Source organism: Georgenia deserti (assembly GCF_042680605.1).
GTDB lineage: Bacteria > Actinomycetota > Actinomycetes > Actinomycetales > Actinomycetaceae > Allobogoriella > Allobogoriella deserti.
Genome location: NZ_JBHUEE010000002.1, coordinates 411,597 through 428,262, shown reverse-complemented (window position 1 = coordinate 428,262; position 16,666 = coordinate 411,597). Strand labels below are relative to the sequence as shown.

Genomic DNA, 16,666 nt, shown 5'->3' with positions numbered 1-16,666 from the left:
CGATGACCGTAGTCGTACGGCGTAAGTCGTGTCAACGTGTGGCGCGGGCAGATGCCGCCCGATCCCTGCCTGGACCCCAGATGCCGGCGAATCCACAGGCGGAATACGCGGATGCCGGTGGTGGCGGCCGTGCGCGCTATCGTCCCGGCGCATGAACGACGCGAGCACGGTGACACCGCAGCATCTCGGTTCCGTGCGCGCCGGACTCACCGGTGCCGGGCTCCCCGAGGACTCAGCGATCCTCGTCGAGCTGCTCCGCGAGGCAGAGTCCTTGAAGAGCGCCATTGCGTCCGTCCAGGCACGTGCGGCAGTCGCCCTGGACAGGGTTCGCCGCGCCGAGGAGGAGCAGGCCGGCGTGCCGGCCGCGCACCGGGGCCGAGGTGTCGCCGGCGAGGTCGCGCTGGCCAGGCGTGAATCTGCGCATCGCGGAAGACGCCTCCTCAGCCTCGCGAAGTCGCTGGACGAGGAGTTGCCCCACACCTTCGACCGGCTCGCGGACGGAACGCTCTCGGAGTACCGCGCGAGCCTCGTCGTCAAAGAGGCCGAGTGTCTCGAGTCGGCGGACCGGGCACGGCTCGATGAGGACCTGTGCCAGGATCCGTACGCCCTTGACGGCGTCGGCACCCGAACGCTGGTCGGCCTGGCCAAACAGACGGCGGCGAAGCACGACGCCGACGCGGTCGGCGGCCGGGTGAGGATCGCTGAGTCGGAGCGCCGGGTGAGCCTGCGACCGGCGCCGGACTCGATGTGCTACGTGACGGCGCTGCTCCCGGTGGCGCAGGCCGTCGCCGTATACGCAACGCTGGCCAAGGAGGCCGACGGTCTACGGCAGGGCCACGGCGGCGATGTGCGCGGCCGCGGCCAACTGATGGCCGACCTCCTGGTCGCCCGGGTCACCGGCGCGAACCTGCCTCGTGCCGAGGCGCGCGAGGCGGAGGGGGCCGGGGCGAGCGACGACGACGGTATCGCGCTCTCGCCCCCGGCCGTCCCGGTGGCGGTCAACGTGACGATCTCCGACGCCGCGCTTCTCGGTGGCGGCAGCGAGCCGGCCGTCGTCACGGCCGGCGGGGTCCCCGCTCATGCGATGCCGGCCGAGGTGGCGCGGCGCCTCGTGGCAGAGACGCTCACGGCCGAGGTCGAGGTGTGGATCCGCCGGTTGTATGTCGATCCTGGCGGGAACTTGGTGGGGATGTCCTCGAAGAGCCGACACTTTCCGTCCGGCCTGGCGCAGTTCCTCACGCTCCGTGACCAGGGCACCTGCCGGACGCCGTACTGCGACGCCCCCATCCGGCACATCGACCACGTCACGCCCGTCAAGGACGGCGGGGTGACCGAGGCCGACGACGGCCAGGGCTACTGCGAGGCCTGCAACTACGCCAAACAGGCGCCCGGGTGGGACCAGCGCACCGGCCGAGATCCCGTCGGCGACGAGGGACCAGACCGCGAGACCCGGCACACCGTCACCACGACCACTCCCAGCGGGCACACGTACGTCTCGACGGCACCGCGCCCACCGAACAGCGGCGGCACTGAGGAGCGTGAGTCACCGGCGAACGAGCCGTGACCGGTTAGTCCTGCTGCTCCACCACCATCTCGGAGCTCGCCAGGGTCTGAAGCGCGCCCACGTACCGGTCCGCGTCGGCGGTGCCGACCCCGGCGGCGGCGATGGCGTCACGGGCGGTCGGCTGCTCGTCCAGGGAGCGCACGATCTCCAGCAGTGTGCGGTCCTTGAGGAACGAGAGCTTCCTCGTGCCGAAGTGGTACAGCAGGGCTCCGAACGGCTCGGGCCGCACGGCGACCTGGTGGTGCAGTGACCAGGCCCGATTCGGGTCGAACGTGGTCACGGCGCTCAGTACACGCCGCACATGCCGTCGATGGAGACCTCCTCGACGAGGGTCTCCGCCTCGACCGCCGACTCGCTCTCGGAGCTGTTCACGCGCGTGCTGTCGGTGCTCATAGGCTCTCTCCTGTGACGTCTGCGGCACGGACACCCGTCGACCGGGTGTGGTGCATGCCATAGTAATGGCACTCGGTGCCGATGAGAAGGCCCGAGGACGGATGCCGTGACGATCCCCGGGGTCGGCGGCGGAGGTGACGGGATGAGGTCGCAACCGATATCGACTAAGCGGGACGCGAGTGGCACGCCCCGCGTGGGGCGCGCCCGCTCCACCACGGCAGACGAACTGGGCCGGATCGGCCTCGCGCTGTTCATCGAGCGCGGCTTCGACAACGTCACGGTCGACGACATCGCCGATGCCGCCGGTATCGGCCGGCGCACCTTCTTCCGCTACTTCCCGTCGAAGAACGACCTGCCGTGGGGTGACTTCGACACCCTGCTCGCCCGGATGCGTGACCACCTCGACGCCGTCCCGGACGACGTGCCCCTCTTCGACGCGCTCCGGACGGCCGTCGTCGACTTCAACCGCTTCCCGGAGGACCAGGTCGACGCGCACCGCCGCCGGATGGCTGTGCTGCTGCGGACGCCGACACTGGTCGCCCACTCCGCCCTGCGCTACGAATCGTGGCGACGGGTCCTGGCCGAGTTCGTCGCCCGGCGCGAGGCGACCTCGCCCGATGACCTGCGACCGAGCGCGGTCGCGTGGGCATGTCTCGGGATCTCTCTCGCCGCCTACGACCGGTGGCTCGCGTGTGACGACGCCGTCCTCACCGATCTGATCGACACCGGCTTCGTGGAGATGCAGGCTGTCTTCTCCCGGGCGGTGACGGGTGCCGTATGACGTCGTGGTCGTGGGCGCCGGGTCGGCCGGCGCCACGCTCGCGGCCCGACTCAGCGAAGCCCCCGGCACCCGAGTCCTCCTCCTCGAGGCCGGCCCGGTGCAGGAGCACGAGATCCCTCCCGAGGTTCACGACGGCACGGTCCTGAGGGCCGCGGCGCCGGGACATCCGGCCACCTGGTCCTACCCTGTCCGTCTGTCGCCCGAACGCGACCATGTCATCGCACGCGGCCGGGTGCTCGGTGGCTCGAGTGCGATCAACGGTGGTGTGTTCGTCCGGGCGCGCCCGGAGGACCACGACGGGTGGGCGGCGCTCGGCAACGAGGAGTGGGCCTACGATCGCGTGCTACCGGTCATGCGGGCCCTCGAGGCGGACCTCGATCTCGGACCCGGTCCGGTGCACGGCGGCGACGGTCCGGTGCCGGTCCGCCGTGACGGATCGGCCGACGTGGCGACAGCCGCGTTCCGGGAGGCGGCCCTCGGGCTCGGCTACCCCGATGAGCCCGACAAGAACGCCCCTGGGCCGCCGGGCGTCGGTCCGCTCCCGCTCAACGTCGTCGGCGGGGTGCGGTACAGCAGTGCCCGGTGCTACCTGCAGCCCGCACGCGATCGGAGCAATCTCGAGATCCGCGGTGGCACCGTGGTTCGCCGAGTCCTGATCGAGCGTGGCCGTGCCGTCGGCGTCGAGGTCTCCACCGCAGGGGAGTACCGCAGGATCGAGGCAGGAGAGGTCGTCCTCGCCGCGGGCGCCGTCGCCAGCCCACAGCTCCTGATGCTCTCCGGCCTCGGGCCGCCCGAGAAGCTTGCCGCCCACGACATTCCGGTAATCACCCCACTGCCCGGTGTCGGGCGGGAATTCACCGACCACCCGCAACTCACCCTGCCGTGGCGCAGACGATCTGACGATCGGACCGCTCCACGGCTGGCGCCGTTCCTCGGTGCCCTGCACCTGGCTTCCCCTGGCGGCCCGGACCGCGGAGATCTGGAGATCATGCTCGGCCTGCGTCCGATCGGTCGCGACCTCACGGGGGAGCTGCCCCTCCTTGTGGGGCTCAACAGCCCCGATTCACGTGGCCGTCTCTCGCTCCGTGGCGCCGACCCGGCCACGTCTCCGCTCATCGACTACCGCTACCTCGAGACCGCAAAGGACCGGGCAGCGATGCGCGCCGGCCTGCGCGTCGCGGCCACGCTGTTGCGCACTCGTCCCTTCGCCGAGGTCGCCGAGTCACCCGCCGACACGTGGGACCTCAGCGACGACGGTGTCCTGGACCGATGGATCACCACGCACCTCGGGACAGCCATTCACCTCTCGGGCACCGCACGCATGGGACCCGAGGACGACCACGGTGCCGTCACCGACCAGTACGGCAGAGTGCGTGGCACCGACGGGCTGCGCCTCGCGGACACCTCCATCCTGCCGACGGCACCGAGCCGCGGAACGGCCGCCACGGCCGTGCTCATCGGCGAGATGGTCGCGCGCTTCATGCGGCGCGGGAGATGACCGTTCGCCAAAGTTTCCGGCGGACGGAAGGGCCGGCGCCGCCCACGCACGCACGCGCGTAACGTGCCCAGACACCATTGCGGCGCCGCATCAAGGCGACGTTGCCCCGACGCTCAAGGGTGACTAGCGGGATGGCCGAACACACCGATCACGGACACGACGGCCCGGACGGGCCGCCCAAACGGACCGCGGCGGCGCGAGTGCTCTCGCTCCTGGGCGCGTTCTCGCGCGGCGGCGGGGCGCTGACGCTCTCGGAGATCAGCCGCTACGCCGATCTGTCGCTGACCACGACCCACCGGCTTGCCAAAGAGGTTCTCGAATGGGGCGGCCTCGAACTCGACGAGAAGGGTCGTTACCGACTGAGCCGTAAGATCCTTGATCTCGCGTCGGCCTCCACCGAAGCCCTACGTATGCGCGAGACGGCGCTGCCCCATCTGATTGACCTGCATCACCGCACGGGACTGACCGTGATTCTCTCGGTGCGGGACGGCATGGAAGTCGTCTACCTGGATGCCCTGCGGTCGCACCCGAACTACACGGGGGCGAACCGCATCGGCGGACGGTTGCCGCTGCACATCACCGCTACCGGCTTGGTGCTGCTCGCCTACGCCGAGCAGGTCGTCATCGAGGACTACCTCGGCACGCCGCTGAAGCCGTACACCCCGCACACCATCACCGAGCCCGGCGACCTCCTTGCGCGGTTGCGATCGGTCCGCAAAGACGGGTACGCGCTTGCGGTGAAGACCATGACGATGCGGGCTGGATCGGTCGCCGCGCCCGTGATCGGCGCCGACGGGACGGCGGAGACCGCCGTCGGGATGGTCTATCGCGTCGATCAGCAGCATCCGGACCGGCTCATCGACCATGTCCGCCTGACCGCGAGCCGGATCTCGCGAAGCCTGCGCGAGAAGGATCCGGTCCCGGACCCGAGGACTATCGACTTCAACCGGCGGCAGGCGGGTCTCGCGTAGCACACAGAATCGTCGACGAAAATTTTCCGTGCCATGGAATGACCCGTTGAAGCGCCGGCACTTTCCGCTGAGTATCACACCGGAGGGTTGCCGACGAGGGCGGAAGTGCAGTGCGTGAAGGGCGTGCTGTTCTTTGAGGTTTCGACGAGGAGATCTCCGAGGAGGGTGCGCTGACGTGAAGGCGATATCCGCGCATTACGCGAAACTTCTGGCGTCTTCGCTGATGCTCCTGCTCGTCGTCGTCACCATTTTGTTCCTTCTCCTCGAGATGGCACCGGGCAGCCCGTTGGACGCCCTCATCGGCGACGCGCCGGTCTCGCCCGAGTTCGAGGCCCAGATGGTGGCGAGGTTCGGCCTCGACCAGCCGCTGTGGCAGCGCTACCTCAGCTACCTGGCACGGGTGGCCACCGGCGACCTCGGCATGTCGGCGATCAGCGGACGTCCGGTGACCGAACTCATCGCCAGCCGTGCCCCCTACAGCCTCGTGCTCACCGCATGGGCGCTGGCGATCTCCACCGCGATCTGCATCGTCCTCGGTGCCGTCGCGGCCCGGACGCGTCGTCGCTGGCTGGACGGGTCGATCTCCGGCGGGTCCCTCGTCTTCTTCTCGGTGCCGAACTTCTGGCTCGGCCTCATGCTCGTGTGGTTGTTCGCGGTCATCCTCGACTGGCTCCCGGGCTCGGGGTCCAGTCCGCACGGAGAGTTCGGCGTTCGCCCCGAGTACATGATCCTGCCGGTCATTACGACCGCCATGAGCGCACTGGCCTTCCAGACCCGCATCATGCGCTCATCCGCCATCGAGGCGCTCGGCCAGGACTACATCGACACGGCCCGGTCCAAGGGGCTCGGTGCGAACCGCGTGCTCTACCTCCACGCTTTGCCGAACGCGATGCTTCCGATGATCACGATCATCGGACTGAACATCGGAAATCTGCTGGCCGGATCTGTGGTGATCGAGCGTGTCTTCGGCTGGCCCGGAATGGGATTGCTCATGGTCGACGCCATCAATCAACGCGACAACATGGTCGTCCTGGGAGTCACCATCGTCATGACCGTCATGATTATTGTCGCGAACATTCTGACGGACATCGTCTACGGCATCGTCGATCCGCGACTGCGTGCCCGCTTCACCCGCTCGGCGAGGAGTCAGGCATGACCTTGAACCGCGACCGGACTATCGGTGGGTCGACGTCGTCGGTCGTCGGCGACCCGCCCTCGGAACCGGTCCTCGGCCGGGTCGGGACCCGCCGGCGCGAGAGCCCGACCGCCATCTTCTTCCGGAAGCCGACGGCGATCGTCTTCCTCGCACTACTGGCCGCCATGGTGCTCGTCGCCCTTCTCGGCCCTGTCTTCGGTGGCGATCCGGTGAGCACCGCGCACCCGGTGATGCAACCACCCTCCGCCGAGTACCCCCTGGGCACCGACCACCTCGGCCGGGACTTCCTCGCACGGGTCCTGCACGGCGGTCGCCTCTCACTCTTCGTCGGCTTCGCGGTCGCGCTGCTGTCCATGACGCTCGGCGTGGTGATCGGCAGTCTCGCCGGCTACTACGGCGGCGCGATCGACGTCGTCCTCGTCAAGATCGTCGAGTTCTTCATGGCCATCCCGGGCCTGGTGCTGGTGCTCGTCGCGGCCGCCATCCTCGGTGCGAACATCTTCGTCATCATCGCGATCCTCGGCCTGACCGGGTGGCCGGGTGTCGCCCGCATCATGCGCGCCGAGACCGCCCGGGTCGCTCAACTCGGATACGTCGAGTCCGCCAGGGCGGCCGGCTTCCGTGGCGTGCGGATCCTGTGGTCCGACATCCTCCCGAACGCCATCGCGCCGGTGATCGTCTCGACCACGATGTCGGTCGGTACCGCCATCCTCGCCGAGTCCGGGCTGGCGTTCCTGGGCATCGGCGACGCTAACCGCGCCACCTGGGGCTCCCTGCTCAACGACGCCCAGCCCTATCTCAGCACCGCCTGGTGGATGGCGCTCTTTCCCGGCCTGTGCATCTTCCTCGTGGTGCTGGCGGTGAACATGATCGGCGACGCCATCAACGACTCGCTCAATCCGAGCATCGGACGCGTGAAATGAGCACGACCGTCAAAGCCCGGACACCGGTGGGAGGCGGCGATGGGGGAGACAAGCCCACCCTGCTGCGCGTCACCGATCTCGGCGTCCACCTGCCCACCGGGGCGCGCAGCGAGGTCGAGGCCGTCACGTCGGTGTCCCTGCACGTCGGCCGCGGCGAACGCGTGGGCATCGTCGGCGAATCGGGGTCGGGTAAGACAGTCACCGGCAGAGCGATCGCCGGCCTGCTCCCGACCTCACCCCGGGTGCGGGTCCGAGGTTCGATCGCTGTCCTCGGACGCGAGATGGTCGGCGCCCCACCCGCCGCCTGGGACGAGGTCCGCGCCCACACCGTCGGCATGATCTTCCAGGATCCCCTGACGTACCTGAACCCGGTGATGAAGATCGGTCGCCAGGTCGCCGAATCGATCTCGCCCGGGCGGAAACGGGCGGGTGCCGACGACGCCGTGCTGCGCTTCCTCTCGCTCGCCGGGCTGGAGAACGTCGCCGAGGTCGCCCGGCGCTTCCCGCACGAACTCAGCGGCGGCATGCGCCAACGAGTCCTCATCGCGATCGCCATCGCCAAGGAGCCTGATCTCCTCGTCGCCGACGAACCGACGACGGCGCTGGACGCGACGGTCCAGCAACGCGTGCTCGCGACGCTGGACGAGACGGTCGCCGGCCTCGGGACCTCCCTCATCCTCATCTCCCACGACATCGCCGTCGTCGCGAGCATGACCGACCGCATCTACGTGATGTACGCCGGCCGGGTGGTCGAATCCGGGACCACGCGGGCCGTCCTCACCACGCCGAAACACGCGTACACCCAGGCACTGCTGCGCAGCGTGCGCAGCCTGACGGATGAGGACGTCGAGCTCTACTCCATCCCGGACTCGCTCCGGACCGAGTGGGCCAAGGAGGGGACGGACCATGCTTCTCGAGGCCTGTGACGCCTCCAAGACCTTCCGGGCCCGCCGCGGTGGCACGTCGGTCGACGCCGTCGTCAGCGCGAACCTCGCGATCAGGCCCGGGGACTTCGTCGCCATCGTCGGCGAGTCGGGCTCCGGCAAGTCCACGCTCGCCCGGATGCTGCTGGGTCTGATCCCGGTGACCTCCGGGACGATCCAGCTCGACGGCGTCGCGCTGCCGACGATGGACAGGCCGCAACGTCACCGGTTCCGCCGCACCGTGCAGGCGGTGCTGCAGGATCCGGCGGGCTCGCTCAACCCACGCAAGACCGTCGGCCGCGCCATCGGTGAGGTGGTGACGTTGCACCGCATCGCGCGGGGCAAGGATGCCGTCCGCGCCCGGGTGGTCGAGGCGCTCGACCTCGTCGGGCTGACGCCCGGGCAGTCCTTCGTCGACCGGTATCCGCACGAGCTCAGCGGCGGGCAACGACAGCGCGTCCTCATCGCCCGGGCGCTCGTGCTCGACCCCCGGATCATCGTGGCCGACGAGGCCGTTTCCGCACTCGACGCCTCGGTCAAGGCGGGCGTCCTGCGTCTGATGAACGAACTCCGCGAACGCCTCGGCGTCGGCTACGTCTTCATCACGCACGACCTTCCTGTGGTGAACAAGGTCTGTGACTACGTCTACGTCATGAAGTCGGGCGAGATCGTCGAGTCCGGCACCAAGGAGCAGATCTTCGCCGTACCCAGCCATCCCTACACCCGGACGCTGCTCGCGGCGGCACCGACCCTGGCGCCTGCCTGAAGGCGGCGTGACGCGGCCTGACGCCGGCTCCTGGTCGGTGTCGCGCCAGAGCTACAGAGAGCTACAGAGAGGTAGACACCATGCACACGACACGAGCGTTCCGCGCACTCACCGTGGCGGCCGGCGCCGCCGTGCTGGCGGCGTGCACACTCGGCGACCCCGACGGTGAGGGCGCCGCCCCGGCCGCCGGCGCCGCCGGAGGTGAGAGTGCCGAGCACACCTTCGTGGCAGGCACCGGCACCGTGCCGCACCTGAACCCGCAGATCATCGTCTCGCCGTCGATCGACATGGTCACCGGCGGTATGTACGAGGCGCTCGTCCGGTTGACCGACACCTACGAGGTCGTCCCGTGGCTCGCACGCGACTGGGAGATCGCCGACGGCGGTCGTCGCGTGACCCTCACCCTTGAGGAGGGCGTGACCTGGCACGACGGCGAGCCGTTCACCGCCGACGACGTCGTCTTCAACCTCGAGGAGCTGGTGCCCTACCAGGCCTACGGTGCCGGGCTCGTGGAGAGCATCGACACCGTCGAGGCCCCTGACGACCACACCGTCGTCATGACCTTCGCCGAGCCGTACGGCCCCGTCATGGAGGTGCTCTCCCTGCAGCGGATGCTGCCCAAGCATCTCTACGAAGGCACCGACTACCTCGACAACCCGGCCAACATGGCACCGGTGGGAACGGGGCCCTTCGAGTTCGAGAATTTCGCGGAGGGGCAGGAGATCTCCATGCGCGCCTACGAGGACTACTGGAAGGGCGAGGTGGAGGTCGACCGACTCATCTACGTCATCCAGAACGACACCAATGCCGGCGCGCTCTCCCTCATTGCGGGAGACACCATGGTCGGCGGAGTCGGTCAGGGGATGCTCGAACAGGTACGGGCCGCCGAGCACCTCGAGCTCACCCAGCGCGGCCAGCTGCCGCGCCAGTTCATCTTCACCATGAACGCCGACGTCCCCGAACTGCAGGATCCCGAGGTCCGCCGGCTCGTCTACCAGTCGGTCAACCGCAGCCAGGTCGCCGAGGTCGCACTCCCCGAGATCTCCTACGAGCCGACGTCGATGTACCCGGACGAACTGGGCTGGATCGACCCCGGCATTGACTACCGCGAGGAGTTCCCCTACGACCCGGACGCCATCAACGCGCGCCTGGACGAGCTCGGTTACGGACGGGACGAGAACGGCAACCGGTTCTCGCTCCGACTGCACCTGATGAGCATGACCGCCGAGGCCCGCGCCGTCGGGGCCGTGATCGAGTCGTCGATGGCGGAGGTCGGCATCGCGGTCGAGCTGGTCGGCGAGGAGACGAACGTCTTCATGGAGAACGTCTACCAGCGCCGTGACTTCGACACCGCCATCGTCGAGGCCACCCTCGGGGTGGACCCGTCACTCGGCATCACCCGCTGGTATCACTGCCTGTCGGAGCCGGTCGACGCCGAGAACCCCTCAGGCATCTGCGACGAGCAGCTGCAGGAGGCCGTCGACGCCGCTCTGCAGACCACCGATCAGGCCGAGCGTGCGGAGCACTTCCGCACCGTCCAGGAACGCGCCGCCGAGGTCATGATGGCCGGACCGCTGGTTTTCCACACGCCCTTCTCGGCCTACAACTCCGCGGAGTGGGAGGGCCTCGGCAGCCCGGACGGACTGACCGGTGGAGCCGACTGGACGGCTGTCTCGCCCCGCGAATGAGCGGGACTGGTTGGCCGGCCGTCCGACGGCGGTTCGTGCCGCCGCGCTCAGCCGGCCCGCCCCACCGACGACGGCGCCGTCGGGGGAGTGGGCCGGTTCTGCGGTGCGTAGACCGGCGAGGAGAGCAGGAACGGGATCGCGTCCCGCCGCTCGGTGTCGATCGGCTCGTCCGGGAAGGCCGCCTCGATGGTGGCGTGCCGCTCGGCCACGCCGTCGCGGAACTCCGGGTGGGTGAGGATGAACAGGTCACCCCGGCGGATGCCCTGGACCACCCGCGCACCGGCTTCCTCGTAGGACATGTACGGCTGCTGTTTCGCGAACTCCGCGAACGCCGGATCCGGCGGTGTGTAGCCGGAGTCGCCGTACCGATCCGGCCGGTTCGCGACGGCGGTGGCGATGTTGCTGTGCGTCGGTCCCGGACAGTACGCGGAAACTCCGATGCCCTCGCCGGCGAGCTCGATGTGCATGGCCTCGGACAGGGCGATGACCGCGGCCTTCGTCATCGAGTACAGCCCGGCCACCACCGGCAGCAGTCCGCCCATCGAGGAGGTGTTGACGATGTGACCGCCCTGCCCGTGCGCGCGGATTTTCGGCAGGAACGCGCGGATGCCGTTGCCGACGCCCCGGATGTTGACGTCGATCACCCAATCCCAGTCCGCCGCCGTCGCCTGGGCGACCGGGCCGGTCAGGCCGATCCCCGCGTTGTTGACCAGGACATCCACCCGGCCGTGCCGGTCCTCGATCGTCTCCGCCGCCGCAGCCATCGCCTGGGCGTCGGTGACGTCGACCCGCATCGGCTCCACCGTCACGCCATGCTCGGCGAGTTCGGTCACGGTCTCCTCGAGGTGCTGCTCGCTGCGGCCCGTCACCACCACGGCGGCGCCGGCCCGGCCCAGGGCCAGGGCGATCCCGCGGCCGATGCCGCTCGATCCTCCGGTGACGACGGCGACCTTGCCGTTGAGTGCATCCATGCCGGTGATCGCAGCAGCCGCTGTGCGACCGGCGCAGTCACCCTTCCGTGAGACAGAAAGATCGCCGCCCGTGTGCCGGTGCCCACGGCGCCGGCCTTCCATTCGGCACTGAGTGCCATTAATGTGGCGACCGTTGCCGTCAACGGAGGACGGCGGCGATCCGAGGGCACCGATGACGGTGCCGGGGGAGGAGCGAGATGAGTGCCATGCTCGACGCCACGGACGCGGCGGCCACCCGGCGTCCTGCCCGCCTCGTCGACCACTTCGAGTACGGGCTGGACGCGCCGATCTGCCTGACCTGGGAACTGACCTACGCCTGCAACCTCACCTGCACGCACTGCCTGTCCAGCTCCGGCCGGCGCGACCCGCGCGAGCTGAGCACCGCCGAGTGCCAGGCGATCATCGACGAGCTGCAGCGGATGCAGGTCTTCTACGTCAACATCGGCGGCGGAGAGCCCACCGTGCGCAGCGACTTCTGGGACCTCCTCGACTACGCGACCAGCCACGACGTCGGGGTGAAGTTCTCCACCAACGGCGTGAAGATCACGCCCGAGGTCGCCGAGAAGCTCGCCGCCAACGACTACGTCGACGTCCAGATCTCCCTCGACGGCGCCACCGCCGAGGTCAATGACTTCATCCGCAGCGCCGGCTCCTACGACATGGCGATCCGCGCCATGGAGAACATGCACGCGGCCGGCATGGAGAACTTCAAGCTCTCGGTCGTGTGTACCCGGCAGAACATCGGCCAGCTCGATGAGTTCAAGGCCATCGCCGACCGCTACGGCGCCCAGCTCCGGCTGACCCGGCTGCGCCCCTCCGGTCGGGCGGTCGACGTGTGGGACGAGCTGCACCCCACCCAGGAGCAGCAGCGCGAGCTCTACCGGTGGCTGCTCGCCCACGACGGCGAGGTCCTCACCGGGGACTCCTTCTTTCATCTCTCTGCCTACGGCGAGTCCCTCTCCGGGCTCAATCTGTGCGGCGCGGGGCGCGTGGTCTGCCTCATCGACCCCGTCGGCGACGTGTACGCCTGCCCCTTCGCCATCCACGACGAGTTCCTCGCCGGCAACGTCCGCGCCCCCGGCGGCTTCACCCGCGTCTGGCGCGAGTCCGAGCTGTTCGCCGAGCTCCGCAACCCGCAGTCCGGCGGCGCCTGCACCAGCTGCTCCTTCTTCGACAGCTGCAAGGGCGGCTGCATGGCCGCCAAGTTCTTCACCGGCCTGCCCCTGGACGGGCCGGACCCGGAGTGCGTTCGCGGCCTCGGCGAGGAAGCACTCCGCAGCCGTGACGGCTCCGCCGCCGTGCCCAAGCCGTCCGGGGACCACTCGCACCGCACCTCGCCGCCCCGACCGCGCACCTCGGGACCGGTCCCGGTGACCATCGGCCGTCGGCCCGACGCCGTCGCGGCCCCGTCGGTCTCAGCCTGCCAGGAGAGCCCGCTGGCCGGTTTCGTCCCCGCTTCCGACGACGTCACCCCGACCAATCACTGACGGCTCCAGGAGAAGGAGTACACCATGGCCAACGGCTGGTTCGAGACGGTCGCCGAGGCGCAGCGCCGCGCCAAGAAGCGCCTCCCGCGATCCGTCTACGGGGCGCTGGTCGCCGGCAGCGAGAAGGGCGTCACCATCCGGGAGAACATGCACGCCTTCTCCCGCATCGCCTTCGCCCCGCACGTCGTCGGCCACCAGCCGGAACGCGACCTGTCCACGACCGTCATGGGCATCCCGACCTCTCTTCCGGTGCTCATCTCGCCCACCGGCGTCCAGGCTGTCCATCCCGACGGCGAGGTCGCCGTCGCCAGGGCCGCCGCCAACCGGGACATCATCATGGGACTGAGCTCGTTCGCATCGAAACCGATCGAGGACGTCGCCGCCGCGAACCCCAAGACGCTGTTCCAGGTGTACTGGACCGGATCGCGCGAGGACATGGTCCAGCGGATGGAGCGGGCGAAGGCCGCGGGCGCCGTCGGACTCATCGCCACTCTCGACTGGTCCTTCTCCAACGGCCGCGACTGGGGCAGTCCGTGGATCCCCGAACGGATCGACCTCAGGACCGCCCTGAAACTCGCGCCACAGGTACTGCCCAAGCCGGCCTGGCTGGCCGACTACCTGCGTTCCGGCGCCATCCCCGACCTCACGACGCCGAACCTGGAGCCACCCGGCGGACAGGCCCCCACGTTCTTCGGGGCCTACGGCGAGTGGATGGGCACGCCGCCGCCCACCTGGGAGGACGTCGCCTGGCTCCGGGAACAGTGGGACGGGCCCTTCATGCTCAAGGGCGTCACCCGCGTCGACGACGCCAAACGGGCCGTCGACACAGGGGCGACCGCCATCTCGGTCTCCAACCACGGCGGCAACAACCTCGACTCGACGCCCGCGACGATCCGGGTCCTGCCCGGCATCGCCGAGGCCGTCGGTGACCAGATCGAGGTCCTCCTCGACGGCGGGGTCCGGCGCGGCAGTGACGTCGCCAAGGCCCTCGCGCTGGGGGCCCGCGCCGTCCTGATCGGCCGCGCTTACCTCTGGGGCCTGGCGGCGAACGGCCAGGCCGGGGTGGAGAACGTGCTGGACATTCTCCGCGGCGGCCTCGACTCGGCCGTCCTCGGGCTGGGGAGAGCCTCGGCCGTCGAGCTCAGCGCGGAGGATCTCTACGCACCCGAGGACTTCTTCCTCCGGCTCGGCGACCGTGAAGCCGCGACCGCCAGAGCCACCACGGCCGCCACCAGCGCCGTCGGCTCTGCTGGCTGAGCCCGCCGTCGTGAACGTCGAACCGACGCTGGCCGGCCGGCCCTGGCCGACGGTCGGCACGCCGACCCTGGTGCTCCCGCTCGGGTCGACCGAGCAGCACGGCCCGCATCTCCCGCTGGACACGGACACGGTCATCGCCGAGGCCGTCGCGCACGCGCTGGTGCGGCGGCTACGCGAGGCCGGGCGCGATGCGGTGCTCGCACCGGCGATCGGTTACGGCTCCAGCGGTGAGCACGAGGCCTTCGCCGGCACGATCTCGCTCGGCCGCACCGCCCTGGAGCACCTGCTGCTCGAGTTCGGTCGGTCCGCCTGCCGGTGGGCGGACCGGCTCGTGGTCGTCAACGGTCACGGCGGCAACGCGCCCGCGCTGGCCGCCGTCGTCCCACGGCTCGTCGACGAGGGGCGCGACGTCGCCTGGCTCGGGTGCGTCCCCGGCCGGCTCGACGACGGTCGCGGCCCCGACGCGCACGCCGGTCGCGCCGAGACCTCGCTCATGCTGCACCTCCAGCCGCAGCGGGTCTGTCCCGAGCCGGCTCCGGCCGGCAACCGGACACCGATCAGCGAGCTGCTGCCGCGGTTGCGGCGCGACGGTCTGGGCCCGGTCAGCCCGACCGGCGTCCTCGGGGACCCGTCCGGTGCCACCGCCGCCGAGGGCGAGCGGTTGCTGGCCGGCATGATCGAGGCCGCCTGGCACCGCCTGCACCGCTGGCGGACGGCGCCGTCCGGGCTGCTGCTCGGTGCCGGGAGCGCGGCGTGAGCCTTCCCGACGGCGCGGTCCTGCGTCTGAACCGCCACACCCACGTCGTCGACGACGGTGCCGTCCTGGTCGGTGGCGTCCCCTCAAGGATCGCTCGGCTGACCGTGGATGCGGCCGGATCGATGGGCGATGGCACCCTGACGGTCACCGACGGTGCCGCGCGGGCGCTCGCCGAGTACCTGCTGCGGACCGGCCTCGCCGACCCGGACCCCGGCAGTCTCCCGGCCGGTGACCTCGAGGACGTCACCGTGGTCGTGCCGGCCTACCGTCGCCACCGCCAGATGGACCGGTTGCTGACCTCGGTGCGGTCCACGCTCGGGCCGGTCCGGGTGATCGTCGTCGACGACGGTTCCGGCGACGGAACGGCTCGGGTTGCCCGGGCGGCCGCGGCCCACGGCGCCGAGCTCGTCGCGCTGCCGGAGAACCGCGGACCGGCCGACGCCCGCAACGCCGGCCTGGCCGCCGTCGCGACGCCGTACGTCCTCTTCGTCGACACCGACGTGGTGCTCCGGCCGGGCAGTGTGACGACGTTGCTGCGCCACCTCGCCGACCCCGGTCTGGCCGCCGTCGCGCCGCGGGTGGCCGGGATGGCCCTGCCGGGCGAGAACTGGGTGCTGCGGTACGAACGCGCGCGCTCCTCGCTGGACCACGGCTCGGACGCGAGCCTGGTGCGGCCGTTCTCGCCCATGGCGTGGGTCTCGACGACGTGCCTGCTCGCCCGGACCGCCGCGCTCGGCGACGGGTTCGGGGCCGGCATGCGGGTGGCCGAGGACGTCGACCTCGTCTGGCGTCTCGTCGACGAGGGCTGGCGGGTGCGGTACGAACCGCGCGCCGTCGTCGAGCACGAGCACCGGGACACCGTCCGCAGTTGGCTGGCCCGGAAGTTCACCTACGGCACCGGCGCCGCGACGCTGGCGGCGCGCCACCCCGGCCTGGTGGCGCCGGCGGTGCTGTCGCCCTGGGCGGCGGCCGTGCTCGTGTCGCTCGCGGCCCAGCGGCGCTGGTCGGTACCGGTCGCCGTCGTCATCACGGCCATGACGACGGCGCGGATCGCCCACCGCGTCCGCGGGGTACGCCGGCCTTCCCTGCTCGCCGCCCGGCTCACGGGCTACGGACTCGCCTCCGCCGTCGCCCAGGGCTTCGCCCTCGCCGTGCGGCACTGGTGGCCCGCCACGGTCGCCGCCGCGCTCGTCTCCCGCCGCGCCCGTCGCCTCCTGGCGGTCGCCGGGCTGGCCGACGCGGCATGGGAGTACCTCCGGTTGCGGCCTGACCTCGACCCGGCACGGTTCGCGCTCGCCCGCCGCCTGGACGACCTCGCCTACGGTGCCGGTGTCTGGTGGAGCGCCTGGCGGGCACGGTCCCCCAAGGCTCTGCTGCCCGCCGTCGTCCGCCGCCGCGATTAGTCAACGCTGTGCCGACTGGTCAATCTTGTGCCGACTGGTCACCTCTCGACGTCGTAGAGATCGACCTGCACAGAAATGACAAGTGGGCACAGGGATGACGACTCAGCACAGGGATGACGAGTCGCGCC

16 protein-coding genes are annotated in these 16,666 nt (G+C 70.3%); 13 read left to right on the top strand and 3 right to left on the bottom strand.

The window, feature by feature from the left end; all coding sequences use genetic code 11:
* Positions 1-151 precede the first annotated feature (151 nt).
* Entirely contained in the window at positions 152-1,564 is a 1,413-nt protein-coding gene (locus ACFSE6_RS05625) for an HNH endonuclease signature motif containing protein (RefSeq protein ID WP_388003265.1), read from the top strand.
* A gap of 4 nt (positions 1,565-1,568) precedes the next feature.
* On the opposite strand, the gene mftB is transcribed toward ACFSE6_RS05625, so the two are convergent.
* The gene (gene mftB / locus ACFSE6_RS05620; RefSeq protein ID WP_388003262.1) at positions 1,569-1,844 is read right to left on the bottom strand and encodes a mycofactocin biosynthesis chaperone MftB; all 276 of its coding nucleotides are present in this window, start codon (positions 1,842-1,844) and stop codon (positions 1,569-1,571) included.
* A 5-nt stretch (positions 1,845-1,849) separates the two neighbouring features.
* Positions 1,850-1,957 carry a mycofactocin precursor MftA gene (gene mftA / locus ACFSE6_RS05615; protein WP_388003259.1) on the bottom strand — a complete coding sequence of 36 codons (108 nt, stop codon included), beginning with the start codon at positions 1,955-1,957 and terminating at the stop codon, positions 1,850-1,852.
* 142 nt (positions 1,958-2,099) lie between these two features.
* On the opposite strand from mftA, the gene mftR reads away from it, so the two are divergent.
* From mftR to ACFSE6_RS05575, 8 genes are all read left to right on the top strand, one after another.
* Positions 2,100-2,738: a mycofactocin system transcriptional regulator gene (gene mftR / locus ACFSE6_RS05610; protein ID WP_388003256.1), complete on the top strand. Its 639-nt coding sequence runs from the start codon at positions 2,100-2,102 to the stop codon at positions 2,736-2,738.
* Positions 2,728-4,236 carry a mycofactocin dehydrogenase MftG gene (gene mftG / locus ACFSE6_RS05605; RefSeq protein ID WP_388003253.1) on the top strand — a complete coding sequence of 503 codons (1,509 nt, stop codon included), beginning with the start codon at positions 2,728-2,730 and terminating at the stop codon, positions 4,234-4,236. Before mftR ends, mftG begins: the two co-directional genes overlap by 11 nt.
* A gap of 131 nt (positions 4,237-4,367) precedes the next feature.
* On the top strand, positions 4,368-5,207 hold the full coding sequence (locus ACFSE6_RS05600; protein WP_388003250.1) for an IclR family transcriptional regulator: 840 nt from the start codon (positions 4,368-4,370) through the stop codon (positions 5,205-5,207).
* Positions 5,208-5,382: 175 nt separating this feature from the next.
* A complete protein-coding gene (locus ACFSE6_RS05595; RefSeq protein ID WP_388003247.1) occupies positions 5,383-6,363 on the top strand; it encodes an ABC transporter permease in 981 nt (326 codons plus the stop codon).
* A complete protein-coding gene (locus ACFSE6_RS05590) occupies positions 6,360-7,286 on the top strand; it encodes an ABC transporter permease (RefSeq protein WP_388003244.1) in 927 nt (308 codons plus the stop codon). Before ACFSE6_RS05595 ends, ACFSE6_RS05590 begins: the two co-directional genes overlap by 4 nt.
* Entirely contained in the window at positions 7,283-8,212 is a 930-nt protein-coding gene (locus ACFSE6_RS05585) for an ABC transporter ATP-binding protein (RefSeq protein WP_388003241.1), read from the top strand. The genes ACFSE6_RS05590 and ACFSE6_RS05585 overlap by 4 nt, the downstream gene beginning before the upstream one ends.
* Positions 8,193-8,975, top strand: coding sequence for an ABC transporter ATP-binding protein (locus ACFSE6_RS05580; protein WP_388003238.1), 783 nt, complete (start codon positions 8,193-8,195; stop codon positions 8,973-8,975). Before ACFSE6_RS05585 ends, ACFSE6_RS05580 begins: the two co-directional genes overlap by 20 nt.
* An 80-nt stretch (positions 8,976-9,055) precedes the next feature.
* Complete coding sequence (locus ACFSE6_RS05575; protein WP_388003235.1) at positions 9,056-10,663, top strand: ABC transporter substrate-binding protein; 1,608 nt, start codon at positions 9,056-9,058, stop codon at positions 10,661-10,663.
* 47 nt (positions 10,664-10,710) lie between these two features.
* Here ACFSE6_RS05575 and ACFSE6_RS05570 read toward each other — a convergent pair whose 3' ends face one another.
* Positions 10,711-11,634 carry an SDR family NAD(P)-dependent oxidoreductase gene (locus ACFSE6_RS05570; RefSeq protein WP_388003232.1) on the bottom strand — a complete coding sequence of 308 codons (924 nt, stop codon included), beginning with the start codon at positions 11,632-11,634 and terminating at the stop codon, positions 10,711-10,713.
* Between the two features lie 197 nt (positions 11,635-11,831).
* On the opposite strand from ACFSE6_RS05570, the gene mftC reads away from it, so the two are divergent.
* From mftC to mftF, 4 genes are read left to right on the top strand one after another with little or no spacing between them, the layout of a single operon-like run.
* Positions 11,832-13,121 (top strand): mycofactocin radical SAM maturase, encoded by a 1,290-nt coding sequence (mftC, locus tag ACFSE6_RS05565; protein ID WP_388003229.1) that lies wholly within the window; start codon positions 11,832-11,834, stop codon positions 13,119-13,121.
* Between the two features lie 24 nt (positions 13,122-13,145).
* Positions 13,146-14,378, top strand: a complete 1,233-nt coding sequence (gene mftD, locus ACFSE6_RS05560; protein ID WP_388003225.1) for a pre-mycofactocin synthase MftD — start codon at positions 13,146-13,148, stop codon at positions 14,376-14,378.
* A 10-nt stretch (positions 14,379-14,388) separates the two neighbouring features.
* A complete protein-coding gene (mftE, locus tag ACFSE6_RS05555) occupies positions 14,389-15,135 on the top strand; it encodes a mycofactocin biosynthesis peptidyl-dipeptidase MftE (protein ID WP_388003222.1) in 747 nt (248 codons plus the stop codon).
* Positions 15,132-16,538 (top strand): mycofactocin biosynthesis glycosyltransferase MftF, encoded by a 1,407-nt coding sequence (gene mftF, locus ACFSE6_RS05550; RefSeq protein WP_388003219.1) that lies wholly within the window; start codon positions 15,132-15,134, stop codon positions 16,536-16,538. The genes mftE and mftF overlap by 4 nt, the downstream gene beginning before the upstream one ends.
* The last annotated feature ends 128 nt before the right edge of the window (positions 16,539-16,666 follow it).

What these genes read in the sequence shown, in the direction of transcription:
- ACFSE6_RS05625 (WP_388003265.1), top strand. Translation starts at nt 152, where the DNA reads ATGAACGACGCGAGCACGGTGACACCGCAGCATCTCGGTTCCGTGCGC.
- mftA (WP_388003259.1), bottom strand. Translation starts at nt 1,957, where the DNA reads ATGAGCACCGACAGCACGCGCGTGAACAGCTCCGAGAGCGAGTCGGCG.
- mftR (WP_388003256.1), top strand. Translation starts at nt 2,100, where the DNA reads ATGAGGTCGCAACCGATATCGACTAAGCGGGACGCGAGTGGCACGCCC.
- ACFSE6_RS05600 (WP_388003250.1), top strand. Translation starts at nt 4,368, where the DNA reads ATGGCCGAACACACCGATCACGGACACGACGGCCCGGACGGGCCGCCC.
- ACFSE6_RS05590 (WP_388003244.1), top strand. Translation starts at nt 6,360, where the DNA reads ATGACCTTGAACCGCGACCGGACTATCGGTGGGTCGACGTCGTCGGTC.
- ACFSE6_RS05585 (WP_388003241.1), top strand. Translation starts at nt 7,283, where the DNA reads ATGAGCACGACCGTCAAAGCCCGGACACCGGTGGGAGGCGGCGATGGG.
- ACFSE6_RS05580 (WP_388003238.1), top strand. Translation starts at nt 8,193, where the DNA reads ATGCTTCTCGAGGCCTGTGACGCCTCCAAGACCTTCCGGGCCCGCCGC.
- ACFSE6_RS05575 (WP_388003235.1), top strand. Translation starts at nt 9,056, where the DNA reads ATGCACACGACACGAGCGTTCCGCGCACTCACCGTGGCGGCCGGCGCC.
- ACFSE6_RS05570 (WP_388003232.1), bottom strand. Translation starts at nt 11,634, where the DNA reads ATGGATGCACTCAACGGCAAGGTCGCCGTCGTCACCGGAGGATCGAGC.
- mftC (WP_388003229.1), top strand. Translation starts at nt 11,832, where the DNA reads ATGAGTGCCATGCTCGACGCCACGGACGCGGCGGCCACCCGGCGTCCT.
- mftD (WP_388003225.1), top strand. Translation starts at nt 13,146, where the DNA reads ATGGCCAACGGCTGGTTCGAGACGGTCGCCGAGGCGCAGCGCCGCGCC.